The 26,485-nt window shown below is 57.8% G+C and carries 4 protein-coding genes; 3 read left to right on the plus strand and 1 reads right to left on the minus strand.

The genetic code is table 11. From position 1 onward, the window contains the following. The first annotated feature begins 146 nt into the window (after window positions 1–146). Genes IT971_RS14195 through IT971_RS14205 form a run of 3 tightly spaced genes read left to right on the plus strand, consistent with a single transcriptional unit; the run spans window position 147 to window position 25,638 of the window. Window positions 147–6,548 carry a hybrid non-ribosomal peptide synthetase/type I polyketide synthase gene (locus tag IT971_RS14195; RefSeq protein ID WP_063093461.1) on the plus strand — a complete coding sequence of 2,134 codons (6,402 nt, stop codon included), beginning with the start codon at window positions 147–149 and terminating at the stop codon, window positions 6,546–6,548. Further along, on the plus strand, window positions 6,548–22,117 hold the full coding sequence (locus IT971_RS14200; protein WP_063114494.1) for a non-ribosomal peptide synthetase: 15,570 nt from the start codon (window positions 6,548–6,550) through the stop codon (window positions 22,115–22,117). The genes IT971_RS14195 and IT971_RS14200 overlap by 1 nt, the downstream gene beginning before the upstream one ends. After that, window positions 22,117–25,638: an alpha/beta fold hydrolase gene (locus IT971_RS14205; protein WP_063096102.1), complete on the plus strand. Its 3,522-nt coding sequence runs from the start codon at window positions 22,117–22,119 to the stop codon at window positions 25,636–25,638. The genes IT971_RS14200 and IT971_RS14205 overlap by 1 nt, the downstream gene beginning before the upstream one ends. Here IT971_RS14205 and IT971_RS14210 read toward each other — a convergent pair. Further along, complete coding sequence (locus tag IT971_RS14210; protein ID WP_063096100.1) at window positions 25,635–26,408, minus strand: 4'-phosphopantetheinyl transferase superfamily protein; 774 nt, start codon at window positions 26,406–26,408, stop codon at window positions 25,635–25,637. The genes IT971_RS14205 and IT971_RS14210 overlap by 4 nt on opposite strands. Window positions 26,409–26,485 lie beyond the last annotated feature (77 nt).

A 26,485-nucleotide genomic window follows, 5' to 3' on the forward strand; every position in this document is an offset into this window, starting at 1 on the left:
TTCAGGGCGCGTTCCCGGGCATATTCTTTCGGATATGGTTGGGGATGAGCCATGTGGTTGGGGGCACACAAAAAGCCTGTTGAACAGGATTTCAAAAACCGCTTGCTGCATGGCGCAATCAACGTTTGAAAGGTCAGACGTTGCAGATGCGCACAAACACGTTTGCGCCGGGGACAGAACGGCAGGGAAAACCGCTTACAACGCCGCAGTCGAGCATATGGCTTGACTGGGCCGAGGGCGACGATTGCGCAAATTACAATATTTGCAGCGTCATCCGGTTCGAGGGCGATCTTGATATTGCAGCCCTTTACAAGGCCATTGTCCAAACCGATCAGGAAAATGACGCCCTGCGTCTGCGCTTTGCATCAGAAGGCGGCAAACCGTTTCAGACTTTTGCCGATGACTGCCGCGAAACTGATTTCAGCGTCATCGATTTAAGTTTTACCGATGATCCGGTTCTGATCGCCAATAACGAAGTCGAAGAAATCCGCCGACGGCCACTTGACCCGGAAAACGGATATCATTGCCGCCATCGCCTGTTGCAACTGGGCACGGGACGTTACTGGTGGGTTCGGGTTTATCATCATCTGGTCTGTGACGGATATGCCGGGCATTTGATGGCGCAACGCGCGGCGGAAATTTACAGCGCACTTAAAACCGGTACTGCCGTCCCCGAAAGCACATTCGGGTCCTATGGCGACTTTATCGCTGCTGACGCGACCTATCCCGAAACACCGGCCTATCAACGTGACCTTGCCTATTGGCAGGAACGCCTGCAAAACGATCACGCGATCACGCGGTTTTCATCGGACAAACCGTCGGGCAAACTGGTTCAGGCCCGGCTGGAACAGACGCTGGATGGGCACGACCTTGCCAAACTGATCCACACGGCCAAAGCCTGTGGCACATCGCCCACCGCGATTGTCATGGCCGCCTATTTTATCCTGCTGGGTCAGGTTACCCATATCAAACAACCGACCGTCACAATGCCGCTTCTGAACCGGATGGGGCGGACTGAACGCCAGACACCGGGTGCCTTTTCCTATATCGTACCCTTCGATGCCGATTTAAGTAAACACACACGTTTTTCGGAACTGGCCCGTGATATCTTTGCCCGGGCACGTCGCGATGTCCGTCATATGCGCCTTGGCGCGCCGCGCATGCGTGCAGCACGTCTGGGTGCCCGGGGTCTTTCGGGCAATGGTGCCTTTTTCAACAGTCTGGACGGCGCAGAACCCTTATCCTTTGCCGGGCTGGATACACGCCGGGTCAATATCTATAACGGGCCAGTCACCGATCTTGGCCTGATCTATATGATGCAGGCCATAAGCCCAGACCGGCAGGAAGCCGAAATCATCTGGCAATATGACACCGCTTGCCACGACGTTAAATCCGTTACGCGCATCGCCGAACGTTTCCGTTATTTCCTGTCCCGCGCACTGGACGACCCGGAACAGGATATCGCGGCCATCGCCGCACCGCCGATGAACGAGCTTGCCATTATCCGCACGCTTGAAACCGGCCCGACATTCACAAGGCCGGCTCCGGTACGGCTCATTCCCGAACGCATCGATCATGCCATTGCATCGCGCCCCGGCGATGTCGCCCTGATCACCGAAGATGATCACGAAGTCACGTTTGCAACGCTGGGCCATATGGCCAATGCCGTCGCCCACCACCTGAAACAATGCGGCATTGCACCGGGCGATTTTGTCGGGATGAACATTTCCCCCAGTGCGCAGCAAACGGCCGCTGTGATCGGTATCCTGAAATGCGGGGCAACCTGTGTGCAGCTTGATCCGTTGCAACCTATCGCGCGCAATGCGTCGATGACCCGCCATCTTGATTGCCGTCTGGTTCTGAGTGACAACACCGACACATGGCACAAAATCGGCGACACCTCCATCACGGTAAACGATATCAATGCCGTAACCGGCATTGACGGCAGCATCACCTTTGAAAATATCCATGCCGATATTTGTGGCGACGATATTGCCTTTGTCTTCCATACATCGGGTTCGACCGGGCAGCCAAAACCGGTTCCCGTTCATCACCAATCCCTTGCCGATAAAATCGACGTCGCCATTGCGCAATTCGGTATCGGATCACATGAAAACGGCAACCCTGAAATAATGGGTCTTTTCCCGTCGCTCGGATTTGATCCCTGGATGCTGCAATTCTGCGTCGGGCTGATCCGTGGCCATCGCATGTGGCTGATGACCCACGCGATACTCAGTGACGGGCATAAATTCTGGAACGGTGTGGCACGACATCATGTCACCCACATCATGTCGGTCCCGTCATTTTATGAAAGCGTGATCGATGCCGTTCCGGCAGATGGTGCTTTCAAATTGCGCCGTCTGATCACGGGCGGCGAAATCATGCAGCCAACACTCGTCCGCAGGCTTTATTCCGCGTTCGAAACCGTCGATATCTGGAACTGCTATGGCCCGACCGAGGCGACAATTCATGCCGCCGTGTATCTGATACCAAGGGCCCCCCAAACCAAAAGCATCCCGCTCGGCCGCATCGACAAGGGTGGCTTTGTCCGGATACTTGACGAAGACGGAAAACGGGTACCGCTTGGCGTCCCGGGCGAGATTTACCTTGGCGGCGCAGGACTTAACCGCGGCTATATCAATATGCCTGACGTGACGGAGGAAAAATTCGTCACGGATCCGACGGGCGAGACCGATGAAACCTTTTATCGCACTGGTGATCTGGTTTCCTGGGGCGAAGACGGGTTGCTTTATTTTCACGGGCGCACGGACGAACAGGTCAAAATTCGCGGGCAACGCATCGAAATCGGGGAAATCGAATACCAGCTTTCGCGCCTGTCCGGCGTCGGACGGGCTGCGGTATTGCATGTCAAAACCAAACATGGCGGCGAACTGATCGGTTATCTTCTATCCAACGCAAGCCCGTCGAAACGCCCGGACGCAGCAACCGTGCGCGCAGAACTGGCGCGCCACCTGTCCGATGCGGCCGTTCCGACCCGCATTGAATGGGTGGAAACGCTACCCCTCTTGCCGTCGGGCAAAATCGACCGCAAGGCACTTGCCGAATTCGCCCGAAACCCGGATGGCAAACAGCCTGTTGCATCCAAAGCATCGCCCCCTGCATCCCGTAAACCCGATCAGGCGCGCATCCACCAACTGGCCGGTAAAATTGCCAGAATCTGGATGGAGCTGATCGAAACAGACGAAATTGAATTTGACACCAACCTGTTTGAAGCTGGCGCCCATTCATTGCTGGTACCGCGCGCCCAGTTTGCCCTGTCAAAACTCGCCGGGCGCAACATTGCATCGGTGGAAATATTCCAGCACCCGACCATTAATTCCTTCGCACGTCACCTTTGTGCGGGTGATCAACATGCCCCCGAAACCGCACAAGCCGAACCGGTAAAGCCCCAACGCAATGTGTCTGAAAATCACGACATTGCGATTATTGGCATGGCGATGCGCCTGCCCGGCGCGAATGACCGCGACGCATTCTGGTCGATGCTTGAAAACGGTATCGATCAGATAAAGGACGTCGATATTTCCCGCCTGCGCGCAATGGGCGGCGATCCGTCGGCGCTCGAAGACGCCGATTTCATCGCCCGCCATGGGATTCTTGACGATCTCGATATGTTCGATCCCGCACCGTTTGCCATGACCGCGGGGGAAACCATCGAAACCGATCCGCAACAACGTCTGCTGCTTGAAGTCGCCCTTAGCGCTCTGGAAGACGGATCTTGCGATCCCGCACGTGACGGCCCGGTTGGGGCTTATGTCGGCGTCGGTTTCCCGACCTATCTGGTCGACAGCCTGCGTGATCGCCTGCGCGACCGCCCCGATGCGATCCGGTATGGCATGACACTCGGCAATGACAAGGATTTTGCCGCAACAAGGCTTGCCTACAAGCTGAACCTGACTGGCCCCGCCATCGCATCCTCGACCGCCTGTTCGACCGGGCTTGTCAATCTTGCCCTGGCCGTCAATGCGTTGCGATCCGGTCAATGCCGCGTCGCCCTTGCCGGTGGGGCGGCCCTTGGGCTTAGCCCGGCTGGCGGATATTATTTCACGCAGGGCGGCATCGGATCACGAAGCGGCGTTTGCCGTCCGTTTGACAGCAAGGCAGACGGCGTTGTCGGCGGCAGCGGTGCGGCCATTATTCTTCTGAAACGTCTTGATGATGCCATTGCCGACAGGGACACCATCCATGCGGTGATCAAGGGTGTCGGCATCAACAATGACGGTTCAGCAAAGGCCGCCTTCACCGCGCCCAGTGTCGATGGTCAGGCAAAGGCCATTCAAACGGCCCTTGACGATGCCCAGATCGATCCCTCGACCATCCGCTTTGTCGAAGGCCATGGCACCGCAACCGCGCTTGGCGACCCGATAGAGATCGCCGCACTGAACAAGGTTTATGCAAAAGCCGATACAACGCCAACGCATCCAAAGTGGCTTGGCTCGGTCAAGGGCAATATTGGCCATCTGGACAGTGCCGCCGGAATGGCCGGGCTGATCAAGGCCGTATTGGCAATCCGCCATCGGGTATTTCCGCCGACCTGCCATTTCAATCAACCGAATGAAAACCTTGGTCTGGATCAGGGACCATTTCAAATAAACAACACTGCTCAACCATTATCGAATAATGATGATGAACCGCTGCGCGCGGGCATCAGCAGCTTCGGGGTTGGCGGCACCAATGCGCATGTGATTATCGAAGAAGCCCCCCGTTTCGATGAACCGGCATCACGCCAGACACAAAACGATATTCCCCGTATCCTGCCCTTCTCGGCGGCAAGCGAACCCGCCTTGCAAAAACTTCTGGAAAACACCGCAAGCTGGCTTGACCGCAACGGATCAGACATTGCGATATCCGATGTCGCAAACAGCCTGTCACGGCGTCACGCCTATCGTTTCAGGGCCGCCATCGTTGCCACGAACATCAAGGCTGCGGTTTCAGCCCTGACCCATCCGAAATCGACCGCCCGCCATCAGGCCGTTGCCCAACGCAATATCCCTCCCATCGCCTTCCTGTTCCCCGGTCAGGGATCGCAACGACCGGGCATGGCAAAAGGCCTTTATGAAGTGGATCAAACATCGGCAAAGATGATCCGCGATGCCTGCAAGCATGTGGCACAGACGGGCGGCCCCGATGATCTTTTTGAATTGCTGACCGTTCCCGATGAAAGCCCGGCAACATCAAGCCGCATGGCACGCACCGAAATCGCCCAGCCCGCTCTGTTCATTTATGAATATGCGCTGGCAAACTGGCTGATCGAAAACGGCATTTTGCCCGCAGCACTGGCCGGGCACAGCATTGGCGAATATGTCGCGGCCTGCATTGGCGGGGTCATGTCCTTTGAAGATGCGCTTCGCCTTGTGGTGATGCGCGGTCGCCTGATGGGGCAGACCGAACCGGGATCAATGTTTGCCCTGTCCATGACCGAGGCCGAAGTCGGTGATCTTCTGTCGGCCTTTGGCCCCGATCTGTCGATGGCTGCAATCAACGGCCCGCGTCAATGCGTGGTGGCGGGCAGCACCGAATGCATTGATGCGCTTGAAGAATACATCAAATCACAGGGTAAATCCGGTCGTCGGCTTGTGGTCTCCCATGCCTTCCATTCACGGATGATGGAACCGGTTCTGAATGAATTCCGCCATGTCGTCGCCAAAATCCGGTTGAACGCGCCAACCCTTCCGATCCAGTCCAACCTGACTGGCAACTGGCTGACACCCGAAGACGCCACCAATCCCGATTACTGGGTTCAACATCTGCGCAATGCGGTGCGCTTTGCCGATAACATCAAGGGACTTCTGGCCGAAATGCCCGAAACGATCATGGTCGAATGCGGCTTTGGCAACACGGCAAGCCGCCTTGCCATTGTTAATGGCACAGCGACCGGCAACAGCATTGCCTTGCAACCTGCCCCCGGCCCCGATGCCGCCCGAAAAACGGATGCCGCAATCACCGGGTCAAACGCACTGGCCGTTGCGATTTCCCGGCTTTGGGTCATGGGAACATCGCCCGATTGGGATCGGGTAAACCAAACCCGTGATGCCCATCGCATTCCGTTGCCGACCTACGCCTTTGACCGACGCCGCTTCTGGCCGGAGAAGGCAACCACCGTGAACGCCGATCCCAAATCTATCGCCGTTGCCGCTGCCCCGGTGGAGGCCACATTGCCCCCGGCACGAAACCCGGCACAAAATACGTCCGATGCCCAAACCGAAACACACACGCAATCCGCCATTCTTGCCGTCTGGCGCGATATGTTTGGCGATCCGGCAATCGGCCCCGATGATGATTTCTTTGAACTTGGCGGGGACTCCTTATTCGCCGTACGGATCGCAACACGGCTTTCCGAAGTCCTGACTGCCGAAATTCCCACCGCCGTAATGTTCGAAGGCCGCACCGTTTCAGGTGTTGCCAACCTGCTTGCATCCTTTGAGACAAACAGCCCGCCGACCAATGCCCGATCCGCGCCAACAGCAACGGCAACAGCAAAACCGGCCACAACAGCCCCCCGCCCGTCACGTGAACAGGGAGTTCTGTGATGAATACCGATCAGCTGTCACGCCGCACACAAACCGCGCGCAACCTGCTCGACAAACTCCGTCAGCGCGACATTGTGCTAAGCCTGCATGCCAACGGGCACGATCTTTGTTTTGATGCACCGACCGGTGCATTTGATGATGCCCTGAAATCCGAAACCCGTGACCTGAAGGCCGAAATCCTCAGCTTGCTGCGTGAACCTTCCGATGCCGAAAGTCATGACACCAAAGCAGGTCCGATCCTCAAATCCTTCCCGGCCCATCCCGCCATCGAAGGCCAATGGATTGCAAGACGTGACCAACCGGCAAGTGCCAATTACCATATCGTTACAGGCATCACCCTTCCCAAAGGAACCGGTTTCAATGCGGTCCGCGATGCGATTGCCGCCATCGTCAAACGCCATGATGCCCTCCGGTCCACCTTTCTCGAACAGGACGGGCAGCTGATCCAGCGCGTGCATGCCGATATGCCGGTCACTGTGCGCAAAATCGACACCACCCGAGAAATCCGCCACGATCTTTTTGATCTCGCAACGGGTCCTCTGGCCCGGTTTGGCTATATCGAACATGACGACGGAAAAGCCCCGCAACTGGCCATGGCGATCGATCATATGTGCTTTGATGGCCAATCGATCATGTTGCTGCAAAAAGAGCTTCTTGCCATCCTTGCCGGAAACACGCCCGGAAACATCCCTGATATCGAAAAACTTGTGCGCAATGCACATCGCAATCTGGATCGGGAACGCGGCGAAATCGCGCGAAAATTCTGGTCGGCCCGAACCGATAAACTGTTATCTGCCGGTCTGCCTGACGACCCGGCAGCAGAACGGAATGGCGGCGGCAAACGCCTTCTGATCAAACTGACCGGCAAAGACGCCGAGGCTTTCGCAAAGCTTGCCAGCCATACCCGCAAAACAACCCAGACTACCCTCTGGGCCGCCCTGACCATCGCTGTGATCGCGCGGCACAAGGAAAACGCCACAGCCGTCATCGGGCTGCCTTTTGCCGGTCGCAGGGACAAGGAAACCATGCAGTCGATGGGCTGCTTTGTGAATGTCCTGCCCGTCGCGATCAAACCGGATATGGCAGATAATCTTGATACCCTGACCAGACAGGTCGGGCACGAAGTTCTTTCCATGCTTGACGTGCAGGATTACCCCCTGTCGCGCCTGATGCATGATCTGACACAGGCGGCACAGGGCCCGACCGGCCTGCCATTCGATGCCGTCCATGTGATGGAATCCAGCGACAGCCCCTTCGTGATCGAAGATCTCGACTTCGGGGCGGGCAAATTCCCCCTGATGGTCGGCATGATGAAAAACGGCCCGGAAACATCTCTGGCTGTCGAATATCAAAGCCACGTCTTTGGCGAAGCATGGATCGAACGTTTTGCCAAACGTTTCCTGACCTTTGCGCGTGCGCTTGCCAAAAACCCGGCAATGCCGCTTGGCCTTGTTGATCTGCTGCCTGACGACGAACATGATCACCTGACCGTAGCACTTAACGATACCGCATCGGATTACCCGCGCGATTGCGGCCTTGGCGAATTGCTCGCCCGTCAGGTCACCAACCCGGCCAACGCGGATAAAATTGCCCTGCAGGATCGCGACCGAAAAATCACCTATCGCACGTTGGGGCAACACGTTTCCGCCGTTTCTGCCGGTCTTGATGCCCTTGATGTTGCCCCCGGGTCGATTGTCGCCCTTGCCGCTGATCGTACCCTTGATGCGATTATCACCCTTCTTGGTATCGCATGGCATGGTGCGGCCTATCTGCCAATTGACAAATCTCTGCCTGCCGATGCCATTGCCGCCCTGATGGCAGAATGCGGTGCCCGTACTTTGCTGTGTGACAACGCCGAATTTGAACGCCTGTCGGGCCTGTCTGATCGCGTTCGTATTGCGCAACTGCCCGACGCCAACGCAACATCGGATGCGACCTTCGCCAAACGTACGGGCGATGATCTGGCCTATGTCATGTTCACGTCCGGCTCCACCGGTGCGCCCAAGGGGGTGCTGATCCCCAACCGGGCTGTTGCACGACTGGTGTTGAACAATCGGGCGCTTGCGTTTGATGAAACCGATGTGATGGCACAGGCCGCATCACTTGGCTTTGATGCCGCAACCCTTGAAATCTGGGCACCGCTTCTGAATGGCGGCAAACTGGTTCTGATCGATAACGAAACCCTGTTTGATCCAACCGCCCTTCGCAATGCCCTTAAAGGTGGCGGTGTGACCACCATGTGGCTGACCGCAAGCCTGTTTAACCGTATTGCCGATGACGCGCCAGGTTGCTTTGCCCCACTCAAACGACTGCTTTCCGGGGGGGAGGCACTAAGCCCCCCTCACCTGCAAAAAGTCATGGCCGCCTGCCCGGACCTTACCCTGATCAACGGCTATGGCCCGACGGAAAACACGACCTTTACCTGTATCCATCCGATCACGCCACATGACGTAAATTCGGCCACCATCCCGATTGGCCGGCCGATTGGCAATACGCGCACCTATATTCTTGATACTGGCGGGCAACCGGTTCCGACCGGGATCTGGGGTGAACTTTACGCCGCGGGCGACGGGCTGGCGCTGGGATATTCCGGCGCGCCCGAACGCACCGCCAAGGCATTCGTCACGTTCGATCATTTACCCGAAACCCGCCTTTACAAAACCGGCGACCGCGCGCGTTGGCGCTCAGATGGTGTGATTGAATTTGGCGGCCGTGGTGACGGGCAGGTCAAAATTCGCGGACACCGGATTGAAACCGCCGCCATTGAAAAACGACTGAGCCAGATTGACGGCATCCGCAATGCCTGCGTGATGCCGGTTGGCGTCGGTGCCGATGCCTTCCTTGGTGCGGCCGTCGCCGCCGATCAGGATAACAGCAATGTCTGGATGCAGATCCTTGGCCGCAATCTGCCCGATTACATGATCCCCGAACGGTTTGTGGTGCTGGATCATCTGCCGGTCAATGTGAATGGCAAGGTAGATCGCAAACAGCTCCTTGGTGCCCTGGCCAATACGGCACCGCTTGCTCCCCAAACCGGCAACGCCGCCACCAGCAACGAACTGGAACAGATCGTTGCCGAACAATTCAGGGCCCTGTTTGGCAACCGGGACATTACCGCATCGTCGGATTTCTTTGCCTTGGGCGGGCACAGCCTTGTCGCCATGCGCCTTGCCGGATTGCTCGAAAAATCCACCGGCGTCCGCCCGAAACTTCAGGATATCTTTGTCGCCCGAACAGTCGTCGGGATCGCAACCCTGCTTGCCAACCATAAACAGAATGGCAAACAATTCCTGATTCCAAAGGCAGATGGCCCGAAATTCCCGCTTTCAAGCGGACAGGCCCGCCTTTGGGTTCTGCAACGCATGCAGCCCGACATGGCGGTCTATTCCGTCCCGGCCGCGTTTGAAATCAATGGCCCGATTGATGCCGATGCATTGCAGACCGCCCTTCATAAACTTGAAGAACGGCAACATGCGCTGCGCCTGCGTTTCAAATCCGATCCCCATCATCCTGATGGCGTCAGCCAGTATCTGGCACCGGTCGGTTCATTGAAACTTGGTCGCCATCAAATGGACGAAGGTCCCGCCCGCCTGTTCATCGCACGCGAAACCGTCCGTCCGTTCGACCTTGAAAACAAACCATTGGCACGGGCCGATCTGATCACACTTGCCCCCGACCGTCACTGGATGCTGGTTTCCCTGCATCATGCGATTTGTGATGGCTGGTCGATGCCAACATTACTACGCGATCTTGCCGCCCTTTATGCCGCCGAAACCGGCAGCCCCGCCGCGCCCTTGCCGGAGCTCGACCGGCATTACGAGGATTTTGCAAGCTGGCAACATGGCTATTTAAGCTCAACCGGCGGCAAGGATCTATTGGCCCGCTGGCAAGAACGGCTGTTGCCCCTGCCTGAACCGCTTGCCCTGCCAACGGATCGCCGCCGGCCTAAGGCACGGCGTTTTGCGGGTGATTTCCATGAAATTGCCTTTGGCGAACAAACCGCGCGTCTGATCAATGATGCGGCGGATCGGCATGGCACAACCGCCTTTTCCATTCTGACCGCTTTGGTCCAAATCCTGATGTACCGCCAATGCGGGCAGACCGATATCCCGCTTGGCATGCTGGTGGCGGGCCGTGAACAGACCGCCCTTGATGATGTGGTCGGCTTCTTTGTCAACACCGTTGTCCTGCGTCAGAATGTCGATCCGAACGCCGGATTTGACGATCATCTGGCCCAAACCGGCAAAACCATCATCGATGCCCTGTCCGATCAGGCCGCCCCGTTCGAGGATGTTGTGGCCGCCGTCAATGCGCCACGCGATCCTGCGCGCAATCCGCTATTTGATGTTCTGGTCGCCTGGCAGGACAGCATCCCTAACCTTGGAAAACTCGGCGATGCCGAACTCTCGCTGCTGAAAACAGAATTCCCGTTCTCGAAATTCGATCTTGCATTCTATTTCAGCAAACAGAACGACGCCCTGCTGTGTCAGATCGAATTTGATACCGACCTGTTTGACAAATCCACCATTCAGGCGATTTTCAACCGGCTTGAAATCCTTGCTGCTGCGGCCCTGTCCACGTCATCAAGCGCCAAAATCGCCGAATTGCCGATTTTGCCGGCCGACGAACGCGCCCGGATCGATCAATTCAATGCCACCGATCTTGACCTTGCGATTGAACGCAGCATTTCCGAACCGTTCACCGATCAGGTCCGTGCGACACCCGGCGCACCGGCGGTTATCGGAACATCTGCAACGCTAAGTTATGAACAATTCGCCCGTCGTGCATCCGGGATTGCCGCAAAACTGCGTGCGGCATTGGTTGGTCCGGGTGATGTCATCGGCGTTGCCGTGCGTCGCTCAATCGATATGCTGGCCGCCATTCACGGGATTCTTCTATGCGGTGCGGCATATAGCCCCCTTGACCCCGATCACCCCGAACAGCGCCGCACGGATATGCTTGATGATCTTGGCTATCCGCGCGTTATCACCACCGCCGATCTGGCCGATCTGTTTGACGCCGATAAAGTCCTGATCATCGATGGCAGCGAAGATGCCGATATTCCTGATGCGATCAACGCCCCCGATGACCTTGCCTATGTGCTGTTCACCTCCGGCTCGACCGGTCGCCCGAAAGGTGTCGAAATCGCCCATCGCGGCGTTCTGAACCGCATCCTCTGGATGCAGGACGCCTTCCCGATTGGCCCCGAAGACGTCATTTTGCAAAAAACCCCGATCACATTCGATGTGTCGGTTTGGGAACTGTTCTGGTGGTCATGGACGGGCGCGCGCGTTGTTCTGCCTGATCCGGGTGTTGAACGCGATCCGCAACAACTTGCCCAGGCCATTCGCGATCATGGCGTCACCACCATGCATTTCGTGCCTTCGATGCTGGCAAGTTTCCTGTTCTCGGTCGAACACGGGCTGGTCGACATCGAACATCTTGGCAGCCTCAAACGCGTTTTCGCCAGTGGCGAGGCGCTCGACCCGGCACTGGTAAAGCGCTTCAACGATCTGTTGTTTGATCGCTTCGGAACCGAACTGCATAACCTTTACGGCCCGACCGAGGCGACGGTGGATGTCACCTGGCATGCCTGCTCGCCGCTTGAAAATCCCGATATCGTTCCGATTGGCAAACCGATTGCCAACACCACCATTCGCATCCTTGATGACAGGCTTGGCGACATGCCGATTGGCATTGCGGGTGAAATCGTGCTGGGTGGGCCGCAAATTGCACGCGGTTATCGCAACCGCCCGGAACTGACCGCTGAAAAATTCCCCGACGATCCCCGCAACCCGGGACATAAACTGTATCGCACCGGCGATCTGGGGCGTTTCCTTGCCGACGGATCGGTCGAATATCTTGGCCGGATCGATCATCAGGTCAAAATTCGCGGCTTCCGCATCGAATGCGGCGAAGTCGAAACCACGATTGAAAGCCACGATCTGGTTGAACGCGCCCTGGTCAAGGCGGTGCGGGTTGGCGAACTTGATGAATTGCATGCCTTTGTGCTGGGCGATGGCGACCTGACCATTGGTGTCCTGCGCGATCATCTGCGCACCCGCCTGCCCGAATATATGATCCCTGCGCGTTTCTTTGCCCTTGATCATCTCCCGCTTACCAGCAGCGGCAAGGTCGACCGAAAGACCCTTTCGGGCACACCGATGGCCGGTTCACCCAAAACCGCCAGCCGGAAATCAAAACCGGCTATCGCGGCAAAGCCCGACGCCGAAAATCATGATGTGGCAAATCTGGAACGCGTTCTGCAACGATTGTGGCAGGAAATCCTGCCCGGTGTGATGGCGGATCGCGAAGACGGTTTCTTTGATGTCGGCGGCAATTCGCTTTTGCTGCTGCGCCTGCATGAAAAAATCAATGCCCGCTGGCCCGGCAAGGTCAGCATTGCCGATCTGTTCGCCAGTGCCACCATCGCCCGCCAAGCTGAACTTCTGGCCGGGCTGGATCTCGCAACCGACGATCTTGCGTCGGCGCAGGGTGCCCGGCTTGCCACCGACGAACCGATTGCGGTGATCGGTATCGGACTTCAGCTTGCCGGGGCGGACGATATCGAAACATTCTGGGCCGATGTTGCTCGCGGGGCGGATCGCGTCCGTCCGCTTCCGCCCGAACGCGATCATGAAACCCGCGACATGATGGCCGCCATTGGCCGTTCGGTTCCGGCCCGCTTCCGCGAAGCGGCCTATCTTGACCGCATCTTTGATTTCGATCCGGGCCGTTTCCGCATGGCACCCGCCGATGCCGCCCTGATTGACCCGGAACAACGCCTGTTTATCGAAACCGCCCTGATGGCGATGGAAAATGCCGGTTATGGCGGGCAGGCCCTGCGCGGTAAAAAGGTCGGCATTTTTGCCGGTGGCGGGGCAAACCCGGCATGGCGCGTTGCCATGGAACATGTCGCACGTGACAAGGCCGAACAGGTCTTTGCCCTTAACGTGCCGTCAAACATGGTCACACGCCTGTCCTTCCTAAAGGACTGGCGCGGCCCGGCAAGTATCGTCGATACCGCCTGCTCGTCATCGCTGGTCGCGGTTCATCAGGCCTGCCAGAATTTGCGCAGCGGCACATGCACCATCGCCCTTGCTGGTGGCGCAAAACTGATCCCCTGCCCGCCCGATGCGGACGGCGGCTTTACGATTGATTCTTCCACCGCCCGCACCCGCGCCTTTGACGACGGCGCCGATGGTACCGGCATGGGCGAAGGCAGCGTTGTCTTTGTCCTCAAACCGCTTGGCAACGCCATCGCCGATGGTGATCCCGTCCATGCCATCATCCGCGGCAGTGCCGTCAATCAGGATGGCGCCTCAAGCGGGGCGGCCGCCCCCAACCCAGCCATGCAGGCCGATGTCATTAGGCAGGCCGCGCAAACGGCGGACATCGAACTGGGTTCCATATCCTATATCGAAGCCCACGGTACCGGCACATCGCTTGGCGATCCGATTGAAATCGATGGCCTGACCCGTGCCTTTGCCGGAAGCACGGATGAACATGGCTTTGCCCTGATCGGCTCGGCCAAGGGGAATTATGGCCATCTTGATGGGGCGGCGGGGGCCCTTGGCCTTGCGCGCGCCATCATGGCACTCCGCTTTGATCAAGCCCCGCCACAACCCTTCTTTGAAACCCCCAACAGCAGGATTGATTTCGCCCGGGCCCCGGTGCGCCCGACCAATCGCCTTGAACCCTTGGCAGATCGCGGTGCGCCCAAACGCGCCGGTGTCAGCTCCTTCGGGCTAAGCGGCATCAACGCCCATGTGATCCTTGAAGCCGCCCCGAAACGCAGCGCAAATCCACAGGATGAAACACAGGATGAAGCCGCGCGAAACGGGACCTTCATCCTTGCGCTGTCTGCTGCCAACGAGGCGGCATTATCCGACTATGCCGCCAAACTGCATCGCGACATCGCCAGGGACACCACCCTTGATGTCCGTGACATCTGCCACACGCTTGCCAACGGTCGCGATCAGCTAAAGCATCGCTTCGCCGTTGCGGTGTCGGATCGCGACAGCGTTCTTAACGCTCTTGCCGGATTGATCGCCGGTGAAACGGCAAATTGCGCGGCCCCCAAACCTGCCACTAGGGCATCATCGGTTTCTGCGGTTTCGACCAATCCTGCCGATGCAACCGCCAACGCTCGTGAATGGCTGGCCGGTGCGAACCTGATCTGGCCCGACGACATGCGCGCGCGCCGCGTGTCCCTTCCCCATGCACCTTTTGCGAAAATCGTTTGCAAACCGGTCTTTGGCGACACCCGGGCACCTGATACCGCCATCATGACCGGCCCGGTCGAAACCGAAAGGGGCCGCTGCTTTGCCATTCCGGTCGCCTCCCCGTCCTTCTGGCCGACAAATGAACATCACCTGAACGGACAACCGACACTGGTCGGCATGGCGGTTCCCGCCATGATCGCAGCAGCGGCCCGAAACGGGACAGGCGACCAAACCGTTCATATTTCCGACCTTAAATGGCAAAAGGCCCTTCTTCCCAATGCCCTGCCCGATGGTACGGCAACGCTGCTGCTTGGAAATGACGGTCATGTCGAACTGGGTGGCCGTCTGAAAAATGGCAAATGGTCGGTCTTTGCCACCGCGCGCTGGGCCAATGACGCACCGGAAAAGAACCGGACAGACAATTCGCTGTCACTTGATCATGTGCGGGCAAAATGCACCTTGCAGGCCCATGTTCTGCCCCATGCCCCCCAGATCGGCCCGATTTCGATCAGCGACCGCTGGGATTGCCGGATGTCCATGCATTACAGCGCGGACGAAACCACGGCGATCACGCATCTGAAACTGAAACCGCAATATCATGCCGACCTGCGCGACTGGATCATTCATCCGGCCATGGCTGATATTGCATGCAGCATGATTCTGACGACCGAGGATAATGGCTCTCTCCCCGTCGGCATTGACGAAATCACGCTGCACGCCCCGTTTAGCGGCGATATCATTGTATGTGCCGAACGTCGTCATCCGGGCCAGGCCGACTTCACCTTCTTTGATGCCGACAGCCAAAAACTGCTTCTGACCATACGCGGCATTCGTTTCTCGGGGGATGTTAACGGCAAAGCCGCATCCGCCATACCGGAACTGCTCGAAATTGACTGGTTGCCGGGCACGGTTGAAATGCAACCGGTTCCCGAAAACACCATCATGATTGCCGATGGCGATTTCTGGCCGATCCCGCCTGCATGTCAACGCGTCCATCCCGATATGCTCGGCAAGGATATGCTGGCAAAGGCACAAAACGTCATTCTGGCGTTGCAGCCGGGCGAAGACATCGCCCTTCGCACCGCCCGATGCCTGCGCGATATCCTGCGCTCGATGCGCGGACGGATGCGGCTTGTCGTTGCCGGAAGCGGTGCCTATCAGATCGACCGCGATACCATTCCGGCCTCCCCGGATCAAAGTGCCGCTGCCGGTGTTGCCATCGCGGTGGCCGCCGAAGAACCGCGTCTTGCCCTTTCCTTTACTGATATCGCACCGGCTGATTTCATCGCGCATGTCGGTGGTGAACTGGCAGCCGATCCTGGCCGCGATCCGGTTTCGGTTTATCGCAATCAGGTCCGTTATCACCGCAAACTGCGCCCGATTTCAGGGCACGATAACCTGCCGCAACCCAACTGGCCCGATCATGGCGTCTGTGTCGTGACCGGCGGCACCGGCGGCTTTGCCATAGCCCTTGCCGATGAAATGGCTTTGGGCGGCAAAATCACGCTTGCCCTTCTTGCTCGTCGCGGTGAAGACGGTCTTGATGCCATTGCGCAGTCTAAACTGGCCGACCTGCGCGCCAAGGGTATTAAAGTATCAATCCACACCTGCGACGTTGCCGATAAAAACGCCCTGTCCGATACCCTTGCCACGATCCGAAATAGTCTTGGCCCGATCACCGCCATCGCGCACGCCGCCGGGCTTGCTGATGGCGGATTCCTTGCCGTGCGCGACATGGATGCGTTCGACGCCATCATGGCCGCCAAGATCAACGGAGCCCGTCATCTTGACGCCCTGACCCTTAACGACCCCGTGCAGGCCTTTGTCATGTTCGGCAGCCTGACGGCCATCGTCGGTGTACCCGGTCAGGCCGCCTATAGTGCGGCCAACGCCTTCCTTGACGGTTTTGCCCGTTACCGCAGGTCACAGGGCCGCCCGGCACTGACCATCGACTGGTGTGCCCTTGCCGATCAGGGCATGGCGGCGCGCCACAATGTACCGCTTCAGGACGGGGCCGCCATCACCCCGCAACAGGCCCCGGTCTTCTGGCGCGATGCCATGTGCAGCACCGCTGCACAGCTTGTCGTGCTTGATCCGGCCCTTGCCGGTGAAACAGCCGTACAACCGGAAAAACCCGTGACCACACCGGCATCTGTATCCGTCACGGCACCGGATATCCCGCAAAAGATCGCGGCCATCTGGGCCGAAACACTCGGCTATGATGCCATCGCACCGGATGATGATTTCTTTGCCCTTGGCGGCGATTCCATCACCGGCATGCAAATCGTCGACCGCATGAATGCCGAACTGAACCTGTCGCTGGCGATTTCGGACCTGTTTGCCGCACCGACGGTATCCGATCTGACGGCCCAATTCGCCCCGTCACCGGCGGGCGATGTCAACATACCTGAAATATCCGATCATCATGACGCGATATCGGACGAAAAGGCCACTCCTGCGGAAAAAATTGCAAAAATCTGGGCTGAAATCCTTGGTTATGACACCATCGACCCGGACGAGGATTTCTATGCCCTGGGCGGCGATTCCATCACCGGCATGCAGATCGTTGATCGCATGAATGCCGAACTTTCCTGCAATATCGGTCTTGCCGATCTGTTTGAAACCCCAACGATCACCGCACTGGCCGCAAAAATATCACCATCCGTTGAAACGGCGGAACTTCCCCAGTCATCGGCAAATCCCCCAGCCGAAGAAACATCTCTGCCATCGGCATCAAAACCCGTAAAGGCAGCAACAGAAACCGGGCTCAAAATCGATCCGCGCCGCGCGCCTGAAATGGAATTCTATCCGCTGGCCCCCGAACAGGTTTCCGTTCTGCATGCCGAACATAGCGGCAATATGGGTACGGCCTTCAACCTGCCGCATGCCTTCATGCTTGATGACAGTATCGATCTTGATCGCCTGCGCGATGCCATCTCCCGCCTGACGGAACGCCACGAAATCCTGCGTACCCGATTGATTGCCGATGGCGATGACTGGGCGATGAAAATTCTGCCACTTCATGACGCCCTGCCCGATCTGACGCCGATTGAACTTGATGCTTCGCTATCACTTGAAGATGTCGGCGCGGACCTTGTCATGCCGTTCGATCTGGCAACGGAAATCCCCGCGCGCTGGCGTCTGATCTGCGCTGCCAATGGTCAAAAGGCACTGTTCTTTGATATCCATCACACGGTTTGCGATGGCTTTACCATTGAAATGCTGCTGGGGGATTTGCTGGCCCTTTATCGTGGGCAGGTCTTGGCCCCACTCCCTTATCAGCTTCGCGATTACGCGTATTGGAGCCAGCAACCCGAAAGCCTCAAGCGGCTTGAAACGGCACGTGATTACTGGCTTTCCCTCTATCAGGGGCCGCTTCCGAAACTGGATCTGCCGTCTGATCGCAGACGCCCGGCCTTCCACAGCTTCAGGGGCGAAATCGTCGCGTTTGATATTGATCCGGCCTTGCTGAAATCGGCACGGAAATTCGCATCAGATCAACGCGTCACCATGTTCTCGCTCATGATGGCAACGTGGTTTGCCGTGCTTGGCAGGATCACCGCAACCGACGATCTGGTGATCAGCGTCCCGGTCAACCAGCGCGACGGGACGGGTTTCCGCAACGTGCCGGGCATGATGGTATCGCTTTTGCCGCTCCGCATGCAGATTGCTAATGATGAAACCTTCGCATCCCTACTGCACAAGGTGCAAAACCACCATATCGATGCGCTACGCCACCGGGCCTATTTCCTTGATCTGCTGCTCGATGATCTCTCGCCACCTGCCACCCCCGAACGCACCCTGCTGTCCGAAATATCCCTGTCTTACATGAACTATGCGCAGGGCGATTACGGACCGGATGATCAGGCCAAAGCCATGCTCCCCATCGGCCTTAGCCGGCAGCAATGCAAAAACGATCTGGCGATCTTTGTCCGTGATCTGCCCGAACGAATGTCCATCTCGTTTGACTATTATGCCGATATGTTCGATCAGGCGCGCATGATCGAACTCGGTCACATCTTCACAAAAACCCTGCAAAAACTGGTTACGACGGAAACTACCGCGAAAACCATACCGATTGCCGATCTTGATCTTCTGCCCGATGATCAGAAAACAAATATCGAAATCTGGGAACAGGGTCCGCAACCGGAAACCAGCCTTGATGCGGACACGAATGCCGGGATCTTTGCGATATTCGCCAATCAGGCCTCCGTCACCCCCGATGCCCCTGCCATCCGCGATAGCAACAGCACATGGACCTTTGGGGAACTGCATGCCAAGGCGCGCGCCATTGCCCATTGCCTGCAAACTGCCGGAGTCAAACCGGGCGATCTGGTTGCGATGCATATTGAACGCGGTCGTCCGGCCATTGCGGCAATTCTTGGGATTACCGCCATCGGCGCGGGATATGTCCCGCTTGATCCGGCCTATCCGGCGGCGCGCAATCAATTCATCCTGTCAGACAGCCGCGCCAAACTGGTTCTGGTCGATGACATCGGATATGACGCGCTTGATGCACTGTCCGAAACCGGCGGTCCATCCCCGCAACGGATAAATATCGCGGGCATTGCCCCGGCACCGGCGGACTTCACCCTGCCCGAATTGACCAACCCGGACAGTTTGCCTGCCTATATCATGTATACCTCGGGCTCGACCGGAACGCCCAAGGGGGTTCTGATCGAACAGGGGGCCGTGCATCGGCTGGCATTTGGGGCGGATTACGCCAAAATCGTCGCTGGTGATGTGGTGGCACAGGCGGGGCCGCTGGCATTTGATGCCTCGACCTTTGAAATCTGGGCGACCTTGCTGCGTGGGGCGGAAATCGCCGTAATTGACCGGGATGACCTGCTTGATCCGGCCAAATTCGGCGATGCTCTGTCGCAATTTGGTGTCGCGAAAATGTTCATGAGTGTCGGCCTGTTCAACCGTCAGGTCGATCATGATCCCCGCACCCTTGCCGGACTTGATATCCTGATGATCGGCGGGGATGCCATCAGCAAACAGCATGTCAGAACCTTTATCGCCACCTGCCCCGATGTCACGGTTCTGAACGGCTATGGTCCGACCGAAAGCACCACCTTTGCCGTTGTCGGCCCGATCGCCGAAAATGATCTGTCGGGCGATACCGATGCCACCATTATCGGCAAACCGATCCCCTTCACCAAAACCCTGATCCTTGATCAGAACGGTCAACGCGCGCCCGTCGGCGTCTGGGGCGAATTGATGATTGGCGGCTCACGGCTGGCGCGCGAATACTGGCAACGCCCCGACCTGACCCGCGAACGGTTCATCCCCGATCCCGATCAGCCGGGCCAACGGCTCTATCGCACCGGTGACCTTGCCCGCTGGACCCGCGATGGCCGGATCGAATTTGGCGGCCGCCATGACAATCAGATCAAATTGCGCGGTTTCCGCATCGAACTGGATGAAATCGAACAGCAGCTTCAATCCGCACCCGGCATCAAAAATGCCGTTGCCCTGTTTGATGCCACCGCGCCTGACGGCGGGGCAATCATCGGCTGTATTCAGACGACACAGGATCAGGATATCGATATCCCTGCCCTGATGACGTGGCTTGGCACACATCTGCCAGGCTACATGATCCCGGCGAAATGGCATATCGTCGATACCATCCCGATCACCGCCAATGGCAAGGTGGATCGCAAGGCATTGCTCGAAACGGTGCGCACGCAATCAAGTGCGCTGGCCCTTGACGGCGGCACAGATACCCCGCCCGCCACCCCGGCCGAGGAACTGGTTGCCGATATCTTTACCGAGGTTTTCGCAAACCCCATCCGTAACCGCCACGCAAGCTTCACCCAGCTTGGCGGTCACAGTCTGATGGCAATCCGGATCGTAAACCGCATTGCGGACCGGACCGGCAAACGCATCAGCATGGCCGGCTTCTTTGCCGATCCAACGGTTGCGGGGCTGGCCCGCCATATCGAAAATGCCACCATTGATATCGCCGCCACCGGTAATGGCCAAATCCCGCGCGCCCCGGCAATGGAATATTACCCGGCCAGCCACGCGCAAAAACGGCTTTATCTGCTCTCAAAGATGGACGGCAACAGCGGTGCCTATGGCATGCTTTATGTCTTCCGCTGCACCGGTGATTTGCGGGCCGATATCCTGCAATCCGCCCTGACCCGTCTGGTGGACCGTCATGAAACATTGCGCACGGGCTTTGCCGAACAGGACGGCACGATCACGCAGAAAATCCACGCCACCACGCCGCCTGCCGTCGCGTTTGATGATCTTTCCGGTCATGGCGATCCGGCCCGCGAAGCCCTTCGCCTGACACGGCTTGAAGCCGCAACACCGGTCATCCTTGACCAGCCGCCCCTGATCCGCGGGCGTGTGATCAAGGTGGCGGCAAATGAATGCCTGATGATCCTGATGACCCATCATATTGTCGGCGATGGCTGGTCTTCGCGCATCCTGATCAATGAACTTGGCGCGCTTTATGACGCCGTTGTCCATGAACGGAACGCTGCCCTGCCGCAACTTCCGATCACGTATAAGGATTTCGCCCATTGGCAATCCAAACAGAACTGGGCCGATGCCGCCGATTACTGGCGTCAACAGCTTGCCAATGCCCCGGAACAGATCAATCTGCCAACGGATCGCCCTGTACCGGAAAAACAATCCTTCCGCGGCGCGCATGTACATCTTGCCCTGCCCGATGATGTTTTATCGGGCCTGCATCGGCTTGCCAGCCTGAACAAAACAACCCTGTCATCGGTTGGTCTGTCGCTGTTTTCCGCCGTGCTCTATCGCCTGACGCGCCAAACCGATATGGTCATCGGCATGGGCGTTGCCGGGCGCGAACGCATGGAAACCGAAGGCCTGATCGGCTTCTTCGTCAATGTCCTGCCGATCCGCATGCAGCTTGACGACGACACCGATCTTGGCGATCTGATCCGTACCACCCATATCAATATTGCCAATGCGCTGGACCGGCAGGATTTCCCGTTTGATGAACTGGTCCGGGCCGTCGCGCCAAAACGCAAATCCAACCGTCAGCCACTGGTAAATGTGGTGTTCGAATATCAGCGCTTCGAAGCCGTAAGCGGATTGGCGCAAAACGGCTGGGCTCAATCCGGCCTGCCGTTACTTGCCCCCGATGCTACGGGCATCCTGCCATCCAATATGGATGCCTTTGTCGATAACACGACGGCCAAACATGACATCATTCTGTTCCTGACCGAAGAAGCCGGTCAGGCACGCTTCACCCTTGAATATGATACCGATCTGTTCGATGCGGAAACCATGCAGCGCTGGTTGGCCTTCCTTGGCAAATTCGCCGCTGCTGCCGCACAAAATGCCCAAAGGGACGCATAATGAAAATCGCCGATTTCGATTTCGAAACCCTCGATACACCACCCGGGGCAGACAACCAACCCGATCTCCAGCCATTGGCAACAACCGGCAGCATCACCGATCGGTTTGCGAAGATTGCCGCGGCTCATCCGCATCGCATCGCAACCCGCGATGAAACCGGCGAAATCAGCTATGCCGGACTGGACCGCCAAAGCAATCGTATCGCGCATTTCATTGCCGGACTTAACCTGCCCGTCGGCTCGCTTGTCGGTGTGATGACCGGGCGCAACCGCCATTACATCGCAGCAACCCTTGGCGTCCTGAAGGCAGGCCTCGCCTTTGTGCCGCTTGATCCGAATGTGCCGCTGATCCGCCGCACCACACTGGTCCGCAATGCAGCGCTACCGCTGATCATATCCGAAGGCGCTCATATCGGCGATCTGCACCAGTTGCAGTGGCGCTGCAAAACCGTCACCGATATTCTATGCCTTGACCATGACGATATCGATACCCTGACGGAAAATCACGGCTCCCTGATGTCGGTCGAACTGTGGGATCATCTGGCGGGTGACGATGCCGACAACATTCTGGCGGGTGGCTGGAAAAGTGCATTCACCGGGCAACCAATTGCACAAAGTGCCATGGATGCCTTCGGGGCAAATGCGCGGAACAAGGTCGCCGGTCTGGTATCGCGCGATGCCCGTGTGCTTGAAATCGGCTGTGCGTCCGGCTTCACCATGAAACACGTCGCTCCCGTGGTCGGCACCTATGTCGCGACCGATCTGTCGCGCCGCAACGTCGAACGGACCGAGGCCCTGGCGATCAATCTTGGCATGACCCATGTCATCGGTCGGCAGCTTGGCGCACATGATATCGATGTTTATGAACCGGGCTCATTCGACCTGATCATTATGAACAGCGTCATCGAAAACTTCCCCGGCTACGGTTATCTGCGAACCGTCCTGGCAAAGGCAAAAAACCTGCTCGCCCCCGGCGGGGCCATTTATCTTGGCAATGTCTGGGATGCGGATCGCCGCGATGATTACCTTGCCGATCTGGCGCAGTTTGCCCGTGACACGGCGGGCAAAGGCTACAACACCCGTCTCGATTTCCTCGAAGACCTGTTTGTCCCTCAATGCTTCCTTGAAGACTGGGCACGCGAACAGGGCGGCTTTGCCGCCAAACGATCCGCAATCGATGCGGACGGGTTCGACCCGGCCCCCTACACATTCGATTTCGTCCTGACAACGGATGCGGCCCAACAGCCCGCCCCGTCGCAAAAACGACGCCACGATCTGGCCGCCCTGAATGCCGCAAGTGATGCGCACACTGCAAGCATCACCAACGCAAACGATCTTGCCTATGTCCTGTTCACCAGCGGCACCACCGGCACGCCCAAAGGTGTTCAGATCGAACATGGCTCGGTTGTAAACCTGGCCCAGTCGGTTCTTGATACGCAGTTAAAACAGATCGGTGCCGATGATCCGGACCGCGTCCTGAACCTGACCTGTATCGCGCCCTTTGCCTTTGACGGCTCCATCGTTCAGATTTTCGCCGCCATCCTGAACGGGCATTGCCTGAACATCACCGGATCGGCTACGCGAAGCGACCCCGAAGCCCTGCATAACCTGATGGTTGCCAACGCCATTGATCAGCTTGACGCAACGCCAAGCCTGTTTTCCCTGCTGCTCGACTACTGGGAAGAAAACAGGCTTTCCTGCCCGGCAAGGATGGTGGTTCTGGGCGGCGAAGCCGTGTCCACCCGAATGGTCGAACGTTTCTTTGCCCTGCCCGGCCAGACCGACCGCAAACTGGTCAATGCCTATGGCCCGACAGAATGCTGCGTTTCATCGGCGCAATATGTGATGACCGCGCACAACCATAAACAGATTCTGCCGCCCCCCATCGGCAAGGCCATTCAGGGCGTTCATATTGAAATCTGCGACGATATGGGCCGTCCGTTACCCGATGGGGTTCCGGGCGAAATCCGCATTGGCGGTGCCGGTGTCGCGCGCGGCTATCTGAACGACCCGGCCCTGACCGCACAGAAATTTGTCACCGATCCCAACGGCAAACGGTTCTATCGCAGCGGCGATATGGGCCGACGGCGCAGTGACGGTGAAATCATTTTCCTTGGCCGTGAAGACGGTCAGATCAAGGTCCGCGGCAACCGCATCGAACTGGGCGAAGTCGAACATGCCCTGCTCGCCCATCCCCATATCCGCCGTGCGGCCGTGGTGGCCCATGACCGTCACCAGAACGGCAATGTTGTTCTGGTCGCCTATGTCGTCACCGATGACGATGCCCATGCCGATTTCGATGTCGCGGCATGCCGGGCAAAACTTGAACAGGCCCTGCCGAACTATATGGTGCCCAACCACCTGATCACGATGGATGACCTGCCGCTGACCGTAAATGGCAAGATCGATCTTTCACGCCTTCCCATCCCCGAAAATACCGATCATGCCACAAGCACCACCGCAAAGCCGCTTGGCAGCGACCATGAACGCACCGTTGCCCGCCTGATGGGCGAAGTCCTTGATTGCACTGTGGATGACGCCACCGCCGATTTCTTTGAACTCGGCGGTCACAGTGTTCTTGCGGTTCAGTTCCTGTCAAAAATCAACAAGGTTACCAACGTCAAAATCCCGCTCGGTGATCTGTTTACCTGTGCCTCGGTCGAAAAACTCGCCGCGCGCATTTCCGAACGCGAAAACGAAAGTGACGCCAAAAGCCCGATTGTCACTGTCAATGCTGCGGGTACCAAACCACCGATGATCTGCTTCCATCCGGTCGGCGGCAATGTGCTGTGCTATCAAAACCTTGCCCGTGAATTCGGCCCCGATCAGCCACTTTACATGGTCGAAGCCCAAGGCCTCGAAGAAGGCCAGAATTTGCAGCCAACGGTCGAGGAAATGGTGGCCGCCTACATGCCCGCCATCCGCGAAACCGTTCCCGACGGCCCGATTCATGTCATCGGATGGAGCTTCGGCGGATTGCTGGCGTTTGAGGCCGCCTTCCGCATGCAGCAGGCCGGCATTGATGTACGCAATATCATCCTGCTCGATGCGATTGCCGTGCCCGATGCGGTCCGTGCCATCCTGCGCAAGGGCGAGGCAGAATATCTTGCCGATATCTTTGCCGAGCTCGGCCTTGTCACGGTTGACGAATTGCGTCCGTTAACGCCTGAGGAACGCATCGACCTGTTGCTCGAACGCGGCAAGAATTGCGACCTTCTGCCCGACGAGGCAGATCGCGGCACCATGCGCCGCCTGCTCGCCGTGTTCCAGAATAACGCACTCGCCGCCGTCCATTATGTCCCGCCGAAAATTGACGGGATTGATGTCCTGCTGCTGCGTCCGACAACCGGAACCCGCGCCGCACCCAGCATCGAAGGCGATCAATATAGCGGCTGGCAAAAGGTCGCGGGCGACAATCTGACCCTTGAATGGGTCAGCGGCACCCACGGATCGATGATGTTCGATCCCCATGTGATCGAAGTCGCCGAACGCATCCGCCTTCATATTGAAAAAAAGCTCTAACCCCAGAGCATGCTTGAGAGCAGGCTTGCCGGATCGAACTCCGTTTGATCCGGCAATGTCAGGCCAAGCCACCCCTGCGCACCGGGCCAGATGAGGGTGCGATACTGGCCGAAATTGGCATACCGCACCTCAAAACAGGCCCCCTTGCGATCAATTGATGACGGCGCGTAAAGTTCAAGCGGCGTCATCATCCCCGTGGTAATGGTCTTGGCCAGGCTTTCGCGCGCCACCCAAAGCAGGCAGGCCGCCCCGTGGTCGTCAAGATCATGGGCACGGATCATGTCCCGCACGTCGGGGGCGATCCCGTCAAGAATTGCGGGCACATCCGTGATCGTCGGCAGATCGACATCAATGCCCAACGGATGGGCACGATGAAAAACAAGGGCAACCGCAAACCGATCCGAATGCGACAGCGAAACCGACATGCCCTGCAAATCATCCCCGCCGCCAACAATTATCGGCTGATCAAACACCCCCGATCCTATTTCAATCGATTGCGGATCAATCCCCGGAAAATACGCGCTCAACGCCGCCTTCGCCGCCAACCGTCCATGAATAAAACTTTTCCGGCGGCGATCATGCCGGAACCCCGCCAATCGGGTCTTTTCGGCGTCGTTCAACTGGCTTTCTGCCAGTGCGGTGCACCTGGCATCGTCAAGCCCCTCCAGATCAATAACCGCCAACACCGCGCGCAGGATATCGGACGGTGCAAATGTTCCTGTGCCTTTCGGGCGCTGGAACATAAGGCGATGGGTTGTGATCGGGAACATCCGGGTGGCCTTTTATGCATCATCAACAACAGACAAAAAAGAATGCCCAAAGCACGCTTTGGGCATTCTCGAAATAT

Origin of the sequence: Thalassospira sp. B30-1 (genome assembly GCF_015767575.1) — a bacterium.
Lineage (GTDB): Bacteria > Pseudomonadota > Alphaproteobacteria > Rhodospirillales > Thalassospiraceae > Thalassospira > Thalassospira xiamenensis.

Excerpts from the sequence above, each read along its gene's own strand:
- IT971_RS14195 (WP_063093461.1), top strand. The coding sequence starts at position 147 with ATGCGCACAAACACGTTTGCGCCGGGGACAGAACGGCAGGGAAAACCG.
- IT971_RS14200 (WP_063114494.1), top strand. The coding sequence starts at position 6,548 with ATGAATACCGATCAGCTGTCACGCCGCACACAAACCGCGCGCAACCTG.
- IT971_RS14205 (WP_063096102.1), top strand. The coding sequence starts at position 22,117 with ATGAAAATCGCCGATTTCGATTTCGAAACCCTCGATACACCACCCGGG.
- IT971_RS14210 (WP_063096100.1), bottom strand. The coding sequence starts at position 26,408 with ATGTTCCCGATCACAACCCATCGCCTTATGTTCCAGCGCCCGAAAGGC.